The sequence below is a fragment of the Paracidovorax citrulli genome (genome assembly GCF_900100305.1).
In the GTDB taxonomy this organism is placed as follows: domain Bacteria; phylum Pseudomonadota; class Gammaproteobacteria; order Burkholderiales; family Burkholderiaceae_C; genus Paracidovorax; species Paracidovorax citrulli.
Genome location: NZ_FNEY01000022.1, coordinates 71,833 through 86,134 on the forward strand (window position 1 = coordinate 71,833; position 14,302 = coordinate 86,134).

Annotated in this window: 16 protein-coding genes; 9 read left to right on the top strand and 7 right to left on the bottom strand. The window is 69.1% G+C overall.

Annotated features, from left to right (window positions below):
- Nucleotides 1–145: 145 nt before the first annotated feature.
- A complete protein-coding gene (locus BLR99_RS15140; RefSeq protein WP_116212356.1) occupies nt 146–892 on the top strand; it encodes an IclR family transcriptional regulator in 747 nt (248 codons plus the stop codon).
- Here BLR99_RS15140 and BLR99_RS15145 read toward each other — a convergent pair.
- Nucleotides 858–2,297 (bottom strand): MmgE/PrpD family protein, encoded by a 1,440-nt coding sequence (locus BLR99_RS15145; RefSeq protein WP_048857717.1) that lies wholly within the window; start codon nt 2,295–2,297, stop codon nt 858–860. The genes BLR99_RS15140 and BLR99_RS15145 overlap by 35 nt on opposite strands.
- 73 nt (nt 2,298–2,370) lie before the next feature.
- Here BLR99_RS15145 and BLR99_RS15150 point away from each other — a divergent pair, with 73 nt between their 5' ends.
- Nucleotides 2,371–3,243 (top strand): MBL fold metallo-hydrolase, encoded by an 873-nt coding sequence (locus BLR99_RS15150; protein ID WP_017438864.1) that lies wholly within the window; start codon nt 2,371–2,373, stop codon nt 3,241–3,243.
- A 62-nt stretch (nt 3,244–3,305) separates the two neighbouring features.
- Here BLR99_RS15150 and BLR99_RS15155 read toward each other — a convergent pair whose 3' ends face one another.
- Nucleotides 3,306–4,829, bottom strand: a complete 1,524-nt coding sequence (locus BLR99_RS15155; RefSeq protein ID WP_046060097.1) for a helicase HerA-like domain-containing protein — start codon at nt 4,827–4,829, stop codon at nt 3,306–3,308.
- A gap of 148 nt (nt 4,830–4,977) precedes the next feature.
- On the opposite strand from BLR99_RS15155, the gene BLR99_RS15160 reads away from it, so the two are divergent.
- The 5 genes from BLR99_RS15160 to rlmH all read left to right on the top strand — a co-directional run bounded on the left by BLR99_RS15160 (nt 4,978) and on the right by rlmH (nt 9,470).
- A complete protein-coding gene (locus BLR99_RS15160) occupies nt 4,978–5,697 on the top strand; it encodes a YebC/PmpR family DNA-binding transcriptional regulator (protein WP_017439486.1) in 720 nt (239 codons plus the stop codon).
- A gap of 23 nt (nt 5,698–5,720) precedes the next feature.
- On the top strand, nt 5,721–7,001 hold the full coding sequence (gene purD, locus BLR99_RS15165) for a phosphoribosylamine--glycine ligase (protein ID WP_046060098.1): 1,281 nt from the start codon (nt 5,721–5,723) through the stop codon (nt 6,999–7,001).
- On the top strand, nt 7,001–7,972 hold the full coding sequence (gene hemF, locus BLR99_RS15170) for an oxygen-dependent coproporphyrinogen oxidase (RefSeq protein ID WP_011796271.1): 972 nt from the start codon (nt 7,001–7,003) through the stop codon (nt 7,970–7,972). The genes purD and hemF overlap by 1 nt, the downstream gene beginning before the upstream one ends.
- A gap of 196 nt (nt 7,973–8,168) precedes the next feature.
- The gene (rsfS, locus tag BLR99_RS15175) at nt 8,169–8,960 is read left to right on the top strand and encodes a ribosome silencing factor (protein ID WP_046060099.1); all 792 of its coding nucleotides are present in this window, start codon (nt 8,169–8,171) and stop codon (nt 8,958–8,960) included.
- A 42-nt stretch (nt 8,961–9,002) separates the two neighbouring features.
- Nucleotides 9,003–9,470 (top strand): 23S rRNA (pseudouridine(1915)-N(3))-methyltransferase RlmH, encoded by a 468-nt coding sequence (gene rlmH, locus BLR99_RS15180; RefSeq protein ID WP_011796269.1) that lies wholly within the window; start codon nt 9,003–9,005, stop codon nt 9,468–9,470.
- Here rlmH and BLR99_RS15185 read toward each other — a convergent pair.
- Nucleotides 9,376–10,008 carry a GNAT family N-acetyltransferase gene (locus tag BLR99_RS15185; protein WP_046060169.1) on the bottom strand — a complete coding sequence of 211 codons (633 nt, stop codon included), beginning with the start codon at nt 10,006–10,008 and terminating at the stop codon, nt 9,376–9,378. The two genes, rlmH and BLR99_RS15185, sit on opposite strands and share 95 nt — an antisense overlap.
- A 47-nt stretch (nt 10,009–10,055) precedes the next feature.
- Here BLR99_RS15185 and BLR99_RS15190 point away from each other — a divergent pair, with 47 nt between their 5' ends.
- Nucleotides 10,056–10,790 carry a Maf family protein gene (locus tag BLR99_RS15190; protein ID WP_074687340.1) on the top strand — a complete coding sequence of 245 codons (735 nt, stop codon included), beginning with the start codon at nt 10,056–10,058 and terminating at the stop codon, nt 10,788–10,790.
- Between the two features lie 134 nt (nt 10,791–10,924).
- Nucleotides 10,925–12,412 (top strand): ribonuclease G, encoded by a 1,488-nt coding sequence (gene rng / locus BLR99_RS15195; protein WP_017438145.1) that lies wholly within the window; start codon nt 10,925–10,927, stop codon nt 12,410–12,412.
- A gap of 3 nt (nt 12,413–12,415) precedes the next feature.
- Here the strand turns inward: rng and BLR99_RS15200 are convergent, their stop codons facing one another.
- Genes BLR99_RS15200 through BLR99_RS15215 form a run of 4 tightly spaced genes read right to left on the bottom strand, consistent with a single transcriptional unit; the run spans nt 12,416 to nt 14,182 of the window.
- Entirely contained in the window at nt 12,416–12,823 is a 408-nt protein-coding gene (locus tag BLR99_RS15200; RefSeq protein WP_017438146.1) for a hypothetical protein, read from the bottom strand.
- Nucleotides 12,824–12,861: 38 nt separating this feature from the next.
- Nucleotides 12,862–13,269 carry a hypothetical protein gene (locus BLR99_RS15205; protein WP_046060170.1) on the bottom strand — a complete coding sequence of 136 codons (408 nt, stop codon included), beginning with the start codon at nt 13,267–13,269 and terminating at the stop codon, nt 12,862–12,864.
- Between the two features lie 59 nt (nt 13,270–13,328).
- Nucleotides 13,329–13,736 (bottom strand): hypothetical protein, encoded by a 408-nt coding sequence (locus BLR99_RS15210; protein WP_017438148.1) that lies wholly within the window; start codon nt 13,734–13,736, stop codon nt 13,329–13,331.
- A gap of 38 nt (nt 13,737–13,774) precedes the next feature.
- A complete protein-coding gene (locus BLR99_RS15215) occupies nt 13,775–14,182 on the bottom strand; it encodes a hypothetical protein (RefSeq protein WP_011796263.1) in 408 nt (135 codons plus the stop codon).
- Nucleotides 14,183–14,302: the final 120 nt, after the last annotated feature.

Genomic DNA, 14,302 nt, shown 5'->3' on the forward strand with positions numbered 1-14,302 from the left:
ATCGGTGGCGCGGCAATGGAGGGGGCGTTGATTGGCTTGCGGTATTTCAATGAATGAAATACATTTCAGTTATTAAAACTATAGGCCTGGTCGTCCGGCGCTGTCAACGGTGGCAGCCCGGATGCACGGGCATTGCCTTCCCGCCATGAAAGCTTCCCGAACCGAATCCCGGCCCACGCCTTCCGCCGAGCCGCCGCGTCCACCCTCCGGGGTGCTGGAACGCGGCATCGCCATCCTCGAGTGTTTCGACGAAGACAGCCTGCGTCTGCCGCTGCGCGACGTGGCGGAGCGGACCGGGCTGGACAAGGCCACCGCGCTGCGGCTCCTCGGCGTGCTGGTGCGCTCCCGCATGGTCCACCGCTTCGACAACGGCGACTACGCGCCCGGGCCCGCCCTGCTGCACATGGGCATGCTGTACCGGCAGACCTTCGACATCGGCGCGCGCCTGCAGCCGGCGCTGCAGGCCGTGATGCAGGAAACGGGCGAGACGGTGGCCTTCTACGTGCGCGACGGCGACGAGCGCGTCTGCCTGTACCGCGAGAACAGTCGCAACGAGGTGCGCCACCATGTGGAGGTGGGCGCGCGCATTCCGCTCACCGCGGGCGGTTCCTCATCCCACGTGCTGCGCCATTTCACGGGCAGCGAAACGCCGCAGGCCGAGGCCATCGCCCGCGACGGCTTCGCCATGACGCGGGAGGAGCGCGTGCCCCAGATCGCCTCCGTGGCCGTGCCGGTCTTCGACAGCGACGGCAGCTTCCTGGGTGCCGTGGTCGTGATCGGCATCGCGCCCCGGCAGAGCGCCACGGCCCAGCGGCGCGCCGTGCAGGTGGTGCGCAGCGCGCTGCAGGCCCAGGGCTTCAGCAGCCGGCCTCCGCGCGGCTGGCAGGGCTAGGGCCGGTTGACGGGCCCCGGGCCGGCGCGCTTGCGAAAAGCGCGGCGGCGGGCGCGCACGGCTGCGGGTCGCGCGCGGGGTCCGTGAACGCTTCGCACCAGGCCACGATGGCGGCTGCCGCGGCATCGTCCATCGCGGGCACGAAGTCGCGCATGCGCTGCTGCAGGCCGGCCCAGGTGTAGGGGTCTTCGGGGTCGCCGCGGCGCAGTTCGCGGTAGGCGCTGACCTGCCTGCCGCCCTGCAGCGTCGCCGTCACACGGGCCGGACGGCGCCGCGGGAACGCTTGCTGGAACACGTCCGACGGCACCACTTCCATGCGATCGGCCAGCGCGCGCAGCGCGGGGGAATCGGGCTGCGGCGCTTCGGTGTCGGCGATGCCCAGCGCCCCCTTGTGCAGCAGCACCGCCAGCACATAGCGCAGGCAGAAGCTCGCTTCCGCCGGCTTCGCGGGCCAGTGCACGCCCGCGATTTTGAGGGCATGCGGAAACACCTCGATGCGCAGCGACTGCACATCGGCGCCCGTGATGCCGTGCTCCACCATCAGCGCCCGGGTCGCATCCAGGGGCGTGAAGAGCATGGCGCAGGCGGGCCATGCCTTGATGGTGGCGGTGTGCAGGCGCCCGGGCGCATCGAGCCCGCCATCCACCGCGTCCAGCGGCCCGTTGCCCGACAGCGCCGCGTACATCCCGCGCCGCCCAGTGAAGAAGGCCTGCGCGCCCGGCATGCCCGCGCGCGCCGCGCTGGCCGCCGCCATGCCGTTGCGCACGGCGAACGCGGGATGCAGCGACTTCGCTGCGTGCGCCCCGTCGTCCACCAACTGCCAGAGGCCGGCCGCCTGGGTGGCGGCGATGCCCAGCGCGTGGTGCAGGCGGTCCGGCTCCAGTCCCATCGCCATCCCCGCCGCTGCCGCGGCACCCACGGCGCCGGCAGTGGCGGTGGCATGGAACAGCCCCGCGTGCCCCGCGCCCAATGCCTCGCCCAGGCGCAACGCGACCTCGTAGCCGGCGATGACCGCGCGGGCCGCCTGGGCGCGGGTGAGGCCCAGCGCCGGGGCCAGCGCGAGCACGGGCGTGACGGCGACCACCCCTGGGTGCAGCATCGCGGCGCGGTGGGCATCGTCGATCTCGCGCAGGTGAGCGATGGCCGCATTGGCGAAGGCCGCCCCCACCGGATGCGCGGCCGCGCCGCCGAACACGCGGGACGGGCCCGTGCCGGGCGACACCTCCATCGCGATGCCGCGCATCGTGGCCGCGGCGGGCAGGTCGAGCGCCGCCAGGCCGGCGGTCGTCCAGTCCAGCAGCGCCTGCGCCAGGCGCTCGCGCGTGGCCGGTGACGGGGGCTGCGATGCCTGGTCGAACAGATGCGCGACAAGCCTTGCTTCCGGCAGGGGAGATGGGGTGTGCATGGAGTCTCCGGATGTTTTATTGAATGAAATATCTTTCATTGTATAAAATATTGCTTCCCAACGAGGAAGCGCCATGCCCCTTTCCGTCCAGCATTTTTTCGACAGCGCCACCTCCACGTTCTCGTACGTGGTGGACGACGGCGCCGGCCATTGCGCGGTCATCGATCCCGTCATGGGGTTCGACCAGAAGGCAGGACGCACCGACCCAGGGCCCGCCGAGGCCGTGGCCGCCCACATCGCGGCCAAGGGGTTGCGGGTGGACTGGCTGCTGGAAACCCACGCCCATGCGGACCATCTCTCGGCGGCGCCCTGGCTCCAGAAGCGCTTCGGCGGGCTGGTGGGCATCGGCGCCGGAATCACGCAGGTCCAGCGGGAATTCCGCGGCATCTTCAACGCGACCGACCTGCCCACCGACGGCTCGCAGTTCGGCCACCTGTTCGCCGATGGCGAGACGTTTTCCATCGGGCGCCTGCAGGCCGCCGCCCTGCACGTGCCCGGCCACACCCCCGCCGACGTCGCCTACCGGATCACCGATCCCGCCGCGGGGCCCGATGCGGTCTTCGTGGGGGATACGCTGTTCATGCCCGACGTCGGCACCGCGCGCTGCGACTTTCCCGGCGGCGATGCCCGCACGCTGTTCCAGTCGGTGCGGCGCATCCTGGCGCTGCCGGCCGAGACGCTGCTCTATCTCTGCCACGACTATCCGCCCGCGGGGCGGCAGGCCCAGTGCCGCACGACCGTCGCGCGGCAGCGGGCATCGAACATCCATGTGCGCGACGGCATCGCCGCGCATGACTTCGTCGCGATGCGCACCGAGCGCGATGCGACGCTGAACCTTCCGGCGCTCATGCTGCCCGCGGTCCAGGTGAACATCCGGGCGGGCCATATGCCCCCGCCCGAAGCGAACGGCACGGCCTACCTGAAGATCCCGGTCAACCTGCTCTGATCCACCCGGCTGCGGGGCGGCCGCCGCGCTGTCCCGGGCGCGGCGCACGCGCGCCGGTGCTCCTAGCGCTTGCGTCCGCCGAACACGCTGCCCAGCACCCCGCGCAGGATCTCCTTGCCCAGCGAGGTGCCCATGGTGCGCACGGCCGAGCGGGCCATGGTCTGCACCAGCCCGTCCTTCCGGCCGCCGCGCGGACCCGTGGTGCCGAACAGCACGTCGTTCAGGCCCCCGAGCAGGCCGCCGCCATCGGCCGTGCCCGCAGGGTCGGCGGTGCCGGTCCTGGCCTGGCCGGGCGCGGCGGCGGCAGCGCCCTCGGTCCGGCCCTTGAGCTTCTCGTAGGCCGATTCGCGGTCCACCGTCTTTTCATAGACGCCCGCCACCAGCGACTGCGCCATCAGCGCCTGGCGCTGCTGCGGGGTGACCGGCCCGATCTGGCTGCCGGGCGGCAGCACGAAGACGCGCTCGGTGGGCACGGGGCGGCCCTTGGCGTCCAGCAGGCTGACCAGCGCCTCGCCCACCGCCAGCTCGGTGATGGCGGCCTCGATGTCCAGCCCGGGCTGCGGGCGCATGGTGGTGGCCGTGGCCTTCACGGCCTTCTGGTCGCGCGGCGTGAAGGCGCGCAGCGCGTGCTGCACGCGGTTGCCGAGCTGGGCCAGCACGCTGTCGGGAATGTCCAGCGGGTTCTGGGTCACGAAATACACGCCCACGCCCTTGGATCGCACCAGCCGCACCACCAGCTCGATGCGCTCGACCAGCACCTTGGGCGCCTCGTTGAAGAGCAGGTGGGCCTCGTCGAAGAAGAACACCAGCTTCGGCTGGTCCGGGTCGCCGATCTCGGGCAGCTGCTCGAAGAGTTCCGACAGCATCCAGAGCAGGAAGGTGGCGTAGAGGCGCGGCGACTGCATCAGCTTGTCGGCCGCGAGGATGTTCACCACTCCGCGGCCGTCCACCGTCTGCATCAGGTCGTTGATGTCGAGCATCGGCTCGCCGAAGAACCTGTCGCCGCCCTGCGCCTCGATCTGCAGCAGCCCGCGCTGGATGGCGCCCACGCTGGCGGCACTGATGTTGCCGTACTCGGTGGTGAACTCCTTCGCGTTCTCGCCCACGTGGGCGAGCATGGCGCGCAGGTCCTTCAGGTCGAGCAGCAGCAGGCCGTTGTCGTCGGCGATCTTGAACACGATGTTGAGCACGCCCAGCTGCGTCTCGTTCAGGCCCAGCATGCGGCCGAGCAGCAGCGGCCCCATGTCGGAGATGGTGGCGCGCACGGGGTGGCCCTGCTCGCCGAACACGTCCCAGAGCGTGGTGGGGCAGGCGAGGGGCTCCGGCGGGGGCAGGCCGCGCTCGGCCAGGGTGGCGGCCATCTTCTCGCCGATGCGGCCGGGCTGGCTGATGCCGGTCAGGTCGCCCTTCACGTCGGCCATGAACACCGGCACGCCGGTGCGGGAAAACCCCTCGGCGAGGGTCTGCAGGGTGACCGTCTTGCCGGTGCCGGTGGCACCCGTGATGAGCCCGTGGCGGTTGGCCAGCGCGGGCAGCAGGTGGCATTCGGCGGTGTCGTGCTTCGCAATCAGGATCGGTTCGGCCATGGCTGGGGAGAGTCAAAAGTAAAATCGCGGCAATCGCTCGGGAACCCCTGGACGGATCGGGCGGAAAGTGCGCGTACATGCACACGGCGCGGTGATTCGTGCAGAGGTTCCCTAGATTAATCGATAGACACAACAGCAAGGACTCCCTGTGGCAGGACACAGCAAATGGGCCAATATCCAGCACCGCAAGGGGCGGCAGGATGAAAAGCGCGGCAAGATCTGGACCCGGATCATTCGCGAAATCACCGTCGCCGCGCGCGCTGGCGGCGGCGACGTCTCGGCCAACCCGCGCCTGCGGCTGGCCATCGACAAGGCCAAGGCCGCCAACATGCCGGCCGACCGCATCAAATACAACATCGACAAGGCCACCGGCAATGCCGAAGGCCTGACCTACGAGGAAATCCGCTACGAAGGCTACGGCATCGGCGGCGCGGCCATCATCGTGGACACGATGACCGACAACCGCGTGCGCACCGTGGCCGAGGTGCGCTACGCGTTCAGCAAGTACGGCGGCAACATGGGCACGGAAGGCTCGGTGGCCTTCCAGTTCAAGCACGTGGGCCAGCTCATCTTCGCCCCCGGCACCAGCGAGGACAAGGTCATGGAAGTGGCCCTGGAGGCCGGCGCCGAAGACGTGGTGGCCGACGAGGACGGCGCCATCGAGGTGCTCACAGCGCCCGGCGACTTCGAGGCCGTGAAGAACGCCCTGGAGGCCGCGGGCCTGACGCCCGACGCCGCCGACGTGACCATGCGCCCCGACGTCACCATCGACCTGGCCGGCGAGGACGCCGAGCGCATGCAGAAGCTCCTGGACGTGATCGAGGACCTCGACGACGTGCAGGAGGTTTATCACAACGCCGCGCTCTGACCGACGAGGCACCCGGACACCCCATGAAAGTTCTTGTCATCGGAGGCGGCGGCCGTGAACACGCAATGGCCTGGAAACTCTCGCAGTCTCCCAAGGTCATCAAGGTCTACGTGGCCCCCGGCAACGGCGGCACCGCCCTCAATTCCAAGCTCGAAAACATTCCCCTGACCGACGTGCGCGCGCTGCGCGCCTGGGCGCAGGAGCAGAAGATCCAGCTCACCGTGGTCGGCCCGGAGGCGCCCCTGGCCGCCGGCGTGGTGGACGAGTTCCGCGCGCACGGCCTGCGCATCTTCGGCCCCACGAAGGCCGCCGCGCAGCTGGAAAGCTCCAAGGCCTTCTCCAAGGCCTTCATGCGCCGCCACGGCATCCCCACGGCCGACTACGACACCTTCACCGACCCGGCGCTGGCCCATGCCTTCATCGACCGCCTGGGCGCGCCCATCGTGGTCAAGGCCGACGGCCTGGCCGCCGGCAAGGGCGTGGTCGTGGCCATGACCGCGCAGGAGGCCCACGACGCGGTGGACTTCATGCTCGTGGACAACAAGTACGGCGTGAGCCACAACGAAGGCGGCGCGCGCGTGGTGATCGAGCAGTTCCTCGAAGGCGAGGAAGCGAGCTTCATCGTGCTGTGCGACGGCAAGAACGTCGCCGCGCTGGCCACCAGCCAGGACCACAAGCGCCTGAAGGACGGCGACCAGGGCCCCAACACGGGCGGCATGGGCGCGTACTCGCCCGCACCGGTGGTCACGGCCGACGTGCATGCGCGCGCCATGCGCGAGATCATCCTGCCGACCATCCGCGGCATGGAAAAGGATGGCATCCCCTACACCGGCTTCCTGTACGCCGGCCTGATGATCGACGCCAAGGGCCATCCCAAGACGCTGGAGTTCAACTGCCGCATGGGCGACCCCGAGACCCAGCCCATCCTCATGCGCCTCAAGAGCGACCTGGTGGACGTGCTGGGCGCCGGCGTGGACGGCAAGCTCGACCAGGTCGAACTGCAGTGGGACCGCCGCCCCGCGCTGGGCGTCGTCATGGCCGCCCACGGCTACCCGGAAAGCCCCCGCAAGGGCGACGCCATCACCGGCCTGCCGGCGGATGCCGACGACGCCATGGTGTTCCATGCCGGCACCGGGCTGCAGGACGGCGTGGTGCGCACCACCGGCGGCCGCGTGCTCTGCGTGACGGCGCTGGCCGACAGCGTGAAGCTGGCGCAGCAGCGCGTCTATGACGTGGCGCGCGGCATCCACTTCGACGGCGCGCAGTACCGCCGCGACATCGGCCACCGGGCGGTGAAGAGCTGATGGCCACGGCTTCCGGACCGGGGCGCGCCCCGGGCGTTTCCGCGCCGCCGCCGGATGCGGCCGAGCGCGTGCGCGCCTACCTGGTGGACCTGCAGTCGCGCATCACCAACGCGGTCGAGAGCGTCGAGGGGCAGGGCGGTGCGCGCTTTCTCTCCGACGCGTGGAGCAAGGCCCCGGGCGAGCCGCTGCAGGGCGACGGCGTCACCCGCATCCTCGAGGGCGGGCGCGTGTTCGAGCGCGCGGGCTGCGGCTTCTCGCACGTGCGCGGCGCCGCGCTGCCGCCTTCGGCCACGCAGCACCGGCCCGAGCTGGCCGGCGCGCCGTTCGAGGCCATGGGCGTGTCGCTGGTGTTCCACCCGGTCAACCCCTACGTGCCCACGGTGCACATGAACGTACGCATGATCGCCGCCGCGCGCGACGGGCAGCCGCCCGTGTGCTGGTTCGGCGGCGGCATGGACCTCACGCCCTACTACGGCTTCGAGGAAGACGCGGTGCATTTCCACCGCAGCTGCCGCGACGCGGTCTATCCGTTCGGCGAAGGGCTCTACCTGCGCTTCAAGCGCTGGTGCGACGAATACTTCTACCTCAAGCACCGCGACGAGCAGCGCGGCATCGGCGGCATCTTCTTCGACGACTTCTCCGAGCTGGGTTTCGACCGCAGCCTGGCGATGATGCAGTCGGTGGGCGATGCGTTCCTGGGCGCCTACCTGCCGATCGTGCAGCGGCGCCAGGGCATCTACTTCGGCGACCGCGAGCGCTCCTTCCAGTGCTACCGGCGCGGCCGCTACGTCGAGTTCAACCTCGTCTGGGACCGCGGCACGCATTTCGGGCTGCAGTCCGGCGGGCGCACCGAGTCGATCCTGCTGTCCATGCCGCCCCTGGCGGGCTGGGCCTACCAGCGGCAGGACGCCCCGGGCACGCCCGAAGCCGAGCTGACGCGTCGCTTCCTCGTGCGGCGCGACTGGCTGTGAGCCGCCGCCGCATGCCCCCGTGGAGGGCGCAAAGCTATAATTTCAATAGCTGCCTGCGTCCGCCTCGCCAAGGTACCCGGCAGGAAACACCCTCCAACCCCGCTGCGCTGGCGCATCGCGTGCCCGCAGGGCTCCATTGGCTCCCGCGCGTGTTGCGCGCTATATTGCCTCTCACCCCCAACACTTCCCGTCCCTGATGACCACCTCCACCCGTTCGGAATCCGCCGCCAAGAAGGACGTCACGAAACTCCAGCGCGCCATCGTCGATGGCCTGGAGGACGTCAAGGCGCAAGACATCCAGGTGTTCAACACCGAGAAGCTGTCGCCGCTCTTCGAGCGGGTCATCGTGGCGTCGGGCACGTCCAACCGGCAGACCAAGGCCCTGGCCGCCAGCGTGCGCGACGCCGTGCGCGAGGCGGGCTTCCCCAAGCCGCGCACCGAGGGCGAGGACAACGGCGAATGGATCATCGTGGACTGCGGCGCCGCCGTGGCCCACATCATGCAGCCGGCCATCCGCCAGTACTACCGCCTGGAAGAGATCTGGGGCGAGACGCCGGTGCGCCTGAAGCTCGGTGCCGCCAAGCCCGTGAAGGCCGCCGAATCCGGCGATGCCGCGCCCGCGAAGAAGAAAGCCGCGCCGCGCAAGAAGGCCGCGGCGGCCGAAGCGGAAGTGCCGGCACGCAAGCCGGGCCGCGGCAAGGCCGCCGCCGCTGCCCCCGCTCCGGCTCCCGCCAGGAAGGCTGCCGGCAAGGCCGCGCCCGCGAAGGCCGCTGCCGCCAAGGCTCCGGCCAAGGCCCCCGCCAGGGCACCTGCGAAAGCCGCCGCCGGCAAGTCGCCCGCAGCCAAGTCCGCGGCACCGAAGGTGAAGACCGTGGTCGTGAAGCCCGTGGCCCGCAAGCCCGCCGCGAAGTCCGCTGCCGCGAAGGCGCCGGCGGCTCCGCGCAAGGCTGCCGCCAGGAAGGCCCCGGCCCGCAAGAAGGCCGGCTGAGTGAGCAGGCAGGCGGGCATGCCGCCCGCGTAGCATTGACCGATGAAGCTGCTCATCGTGGCCGTGGGCCAGCGCGTGCCCGACTGGGCGCAGACCGCCTACGAGGACTATGCCAAGCGGTTCCCGCCCGAACTGAAGGTGGAACTCAAGGCCGTCAAGACCGAGCCGCGCGGCTCCAAGACGCTGGAAACCCTCTACGCCGCCGAGCGCGAGCGCATCGAGGCCGCCATTCCGCGCGGCACGCGCGTGGTGGCGCTCGACGAGCGCGGCACCTCGCTCACCACCAAGGCCCTGGCCGCCCGCCTCAAGGACTGGCAGCTGGGCGGCGACGACGTGGCGCTGGTCATCGGCGGTCCGGACGGGCTCGACCCGGCCTTCCGCCAGGCCGCGCACGAGCGCATCCGCCTCTCGGACCTCACGCTGCCGCATGCGATGGTGCGGGTGCTGCTGATCGAGCAGCTCTACCGTGCGTGGTCCGTGAACGCCGGCCATCCCTACCACCGGGAATAGCCTCCGCGCAGCGGCGCCAGACCTGCATCGCATGCGTCGTTCCGCCGCAGGTTTCCCCCCCGGGCAGCTCGCCCTGCAGCACGAAGCCCGCATGCCGCAGCAGCGCCAGGGAGGCGGCATTGTCCGCATGCACATGGGCATCCAGGTGCCGCAGCCCGAAGCCCTGGAAGCAGCCGCGCAGCAGCGCCTCCAGCGCCTCGCGCATGAAGCCGTGCCGCTGGTGGGGGCGGGCGATCTCGTAGCCGACCTGCGCCGTCCGCTCCACCGGGTCCCAGCCCTTGAGCTGGCAGAGCCCGATCAGGCCCGGCACATCGCGCCGCTCGATCGCCCAGCAGATGTCGGGCACCGGCTTGCGCCCGACCATCACCATCCACGCGGCGAACACCTGGGCGGCCTCCAGGTCGGCCAGCGGCGCATAGCCGATCCAGGTGCCCGGCGCACGGGCATCGCTCATCGCGAGCAGGGCAGGGGCGTCCTCCAGGACGACGGGGCGCAGGCGCAGGCGCTCGGTGTGGAAGCTGGGCAGACCTTCGGACATGCCCGGCATCTTCGCGCCCGCCGGCCACTTGCCCGCGCGGCCATCCGATGCCATGCACCGCTGCGCGAAGCGACGCCGGCATCCGCTATCCTGCCGCCGTGAAACCGAACCCATCCTCCCCTTCCTCCGCCGCCTCCACCACCTCCGCCACGCAGGCCACCGCGCCGTCCTTCGTGTACCTGGCCTCCCAGAGCCCGCGGCGCCGCCAGCTGCTCGACCAGATCGGCGTGCGGCACGTGCTGCTGCTGCCCAACGCCGATGGCGACGCCGTCGTGGAAGACGCCGAGGCCATCGAGGCGCCCCGGCCCGGCGAGGCGCCCGCGCGCTACGTGCAGCGCGTGACCGGCCTCAAGCTGGATGCGGCCGTGGCGCGGCATGCGCGGCGCGGCCTGGAGCCCGCGCCCATCCTGTGCTCCGACACCACCGTGGCCCTGGGCCGCGACATCCTCGGCAAGCCCGAGGACGAGGCGCATGCGCGGCAGATGCTCGCGCGCCTGTCCGGCAGCACCCACCGCGTGCTCACCGCGGTGGCCGTGCAGGTGCCGGGCGGCGCGCGCCACGCGGCGCTGTCGGTATCGCAGGTGCGCTTCGCGCCGATGACCGCGGAGCAGATCGCGGCCTACGCCGCCAGCGGCGATCCGCTGGGCAAGGCCGGCGCCTACGGCATCCAGGGTCCCGCCGCCCGCTACGTGGAGCGCATCGCCGGCAGCTACACCGGCATCATGGGCCTGCCGCTGTTCGAGACGGCGCAACTGCTGCGGCAGGCCGGCATGCCCGGCTGAAGGTGGCCGGGCCCCGGGGCACAGGCCGGGGCAGGGCGTGAATCCCGTTCCCGGCGAACGGGGGGCCGTTGAGGCATCATCGGTTCCCGAGCACCTGCTCCCATCCCGCCCGCCCTCGACCCGCGCCGCCCGCCATGCAACAAGACATCCTCATCAATTGGTCCCCCCAGGAAACCCGCGTCGCCGTCGTCGAGCACGGCGCCGTGCAGGAGCTGCACGTGGAGCGCACGCTGGAGCAGGGGCTGGTGGGCAACGTCTATCTGGGCAAGGTCTCGCGCGTGCTGCCGGGCATGCAGTCCGCCTTCATCGACATCGGGCTGGAGCGCGCGGCCTTCCTGCACGTGGCCGACGTGTGGCACCGGCAGGAGGGCGGCGAGGCACCCATGTTCGCGCGCAAGGGCGAGCCGCCGCTGCCCATCGAGAAGCAGGTGTTCGAGGGGCAGGCGCTCATGGTGCAGGTCATCAAGGACCCGATCGGCACCAAGGGCGCGCGGCTGTCCACCCAGATCAGCATCGCCGGGCGGCTGCTCGTCTTCCTGCCGCAGGACGACCACGTGGGCGTGTCGCAGAAGATCCCGGCCGCCGAGCGCGATGCGCTGCGCGCCCGCCTGCAGGCCCTGGTGGGCGACAAGGCCACGGGCGGGGGCGGCGGCTTCATCCTGCGCACCAATGGCGAGGATTCGTCCGACGCGGAACTGGCCGAGGACATCGCCTACCTGCGCAAGACCTGGGCGCGCATCAAGGAGGCCGCCATGCGCCAGCCGCCGGCCTCGCTGCTGCACCAGGACCTGAACCTGCTGCAGCGCGTGCTGCGCGACCTCGTGGGCGAGGAAACCGCCAGCATCCGCATCGACTCGCGCGAGCAGTTCGCCCTGCTGCAGGCCTTCGGCCGAGAGTTCACCCCGGCGGCCGTGCCCAAGCTGCAGCTCTACAAGGGCGAGCGGCCCATCTTCGACCTCTACGGCATCGACGAAGAAATCGCCCGCGCCCTGGGCCGGCGCGTGGATTTGAAATCCGGCGGCTACCTCATCGTGGACCAGACCGAGGCGCTCACCACCATCGACGTGAACACCGGCGGCTACGTCGGCGCGCGCAACTTCGACGACACCATCTTCAAGACCAACCTGGAAGCCGCCCAGGCCATCGCCCGCCAGCTGCGGCTGCGCAACCTGGGCGGCATCATCATCGCGGACTTCATCGACATGGCGCGGGAAGACCACCAGCACGCCGTGCTGGCCGAATTCCGCAAGCAGCTCGCGCGCGACCGCGTCAAGACCATGACCGGCGGCTTCTCGCAGCTCGGCCTCGTCGAGATGACGCGCAAGCGCACCCGCGAATCCCTGGCCCACATGCTCTGCGAACCCTGCGCGCACTGCCAGGGCAAAGGCAGCGTGAAGACCGCCCGCAGCGTCTGCTACGACATCCTGCGCGAGATCCTGCGCGAGGCCCGCCAGTTCAACCCGCGCGAGTTCCGGGTGGTTGCCTCCGCCAAGGTGGTGGAGCTGTTCCTGGACGAGGAGAGCCAGCATCTGGCGGGCTTGTCGGATTTCATCGGCAAGCCGATATCGCTGCAGGCGGAGAGCGGGTTGGGGCAGGAGCAGTACGACATCGTGTTGTTGTGAGGTTCAGGGCTTGGTGCTGGGGCAACCCGGTATCTGCGCCTCTGTCGTGCATTCCGAGGGGATGCTTTCGAAGAGCACATCGCGACCGACACTTACGCGGTTCATGTCAACCGGCGGGTCCAAATACCATTGGATTTCGCCATTCAGCCAGAGATCGACCACTTCACTCTGGCCCAGCAAGGTCTTGGGCTCGATGCGATACAGCCGCACCACGTAAGGCATCTTGAAGCGCGGATGGGTGATGCGCTGCAGGAAAGAGGCTTTGTGGAACTCCAGGCGGTACACCCGGTGCGGGCTGTTTTCAGCATCTGCGAAGGTGGGCGTTGCAAGAGCCCACCCCGCCAGGAACAACGCATTCAGGCCCAGGCACCAGACGATGCAGGGCACTTTCTTGAGGTGGGAGAGCTTCATTGCCGCTCTGCGCGATGTAGTGCCATGGGAAGCGATCGTCAGGGCTTGGTGTTGGGGCAACCTGGTATGTCCCCTGCCGCAGTGCATTCCGACGGGATGTTCTCGAAAACTACCCCCGGGCCCACATAGACTTTGTTGGCTTGCACAGGCGGGTCGAGTTGCCAGTCGATCCCGCTGCCATCCATGAGATCGACCACCTTGCTTTCACCCAGGAGTTCCTTGGGATCAACCCGGTACAGGCGGACGATGGCCGGGGCTTCCTGGTCGCGATGCACGATGCGCTGCCATGGCGATGCGCGGTGAATTTCCAGTCGATAGACAGCGTGCGGACTGTTGTAGGTCATGAAAAGCGTGGGCGTAATCACATACCAGACCAGCCCCAAGCAGGCACTCAGCGCCAGCCACCAGATGGTGCAGGGCACGTTCTTGAGGTTGGACAGTTTCATCATTACTGCACTGGGATCAGCAGTGGACGCGCGATTCATGCATACCCTGGGAGCAATCTTCACGGCTTGGTATCAGGGCAGCCCGGTATCTGCGCCTCTTTCGTGCATTCCCGTGGAATGTTCTCGAAGGTGACATCCTGGCCTACGTGCACGCGGCTCAGTTCGACGGGCGGGTCCAGATACCAGTGGATTTCGCCGTTCAACCAGAGATCGACCACTTCGCTCTGGCCCAGCAAGGTCTTGGGCTCAATGCGATACAGCCGAACCACATAGGGCATCTTGAAGCTCGGGTGGGTGATGCGCTGCAGAAAAGAGGCTTTGTGGAACTCCAGGCGGTACACCCGGTGCGGGCTGTTTTCGGCATCTGCGAAGGTGGGCGTTGCAAGAGCCCACCCCGCCAGGAACAACGCATTCAGGCCCAGGCACCAGACGATGCAGGGCACGTTCTTGAGGTTGGGAAGCTTCATTACCACTGCGTGCGATGTGGTGCCACAGGAAGCGTTCGTCAAGGCTTGGTGTTAGGACAACCCTGTAGCTGTGCCGCTTCCGTGCATTCCGGAGGGATGTTTCTGAAGATGACGTCCCTGCCCACATAGACCTTGTTGGTTTGCACCAGCGGATCGAGTTGCCAGTCGATATCGATCCCGCTCCAAAGATCGACCACCTGGCTTTCGCCCAGCAGTTCCTTGGGATCAACGCGGTGCAGCCGGACAATGAAAGGAGCCTTCTGATCGTAATGGATGATGCGCTGCCACAGGGAGGCGTGATAGAGCTCCAGCCGATAGACGTAGCGGGGGCTGTTGTAGCTGTTGAAGAGCGTTGGCTTGGTTGCATACCAGCCCAGTACCACGCAAGCATTCAGCGCGAGACACCAGAGGATGCAGGGCACGTTCTTGAGACCGGACAGCTTCATTGCCAGCTCAGTGGGATAGTGAGGGGACCGGAGCATGTCAAGGTAGTTGTCGCGTCGATCAAGCAGCCCGAGGCTGCGTATTCGATGCGGTCGCCGCGGCATTGGAGATGCCGTCGCGCT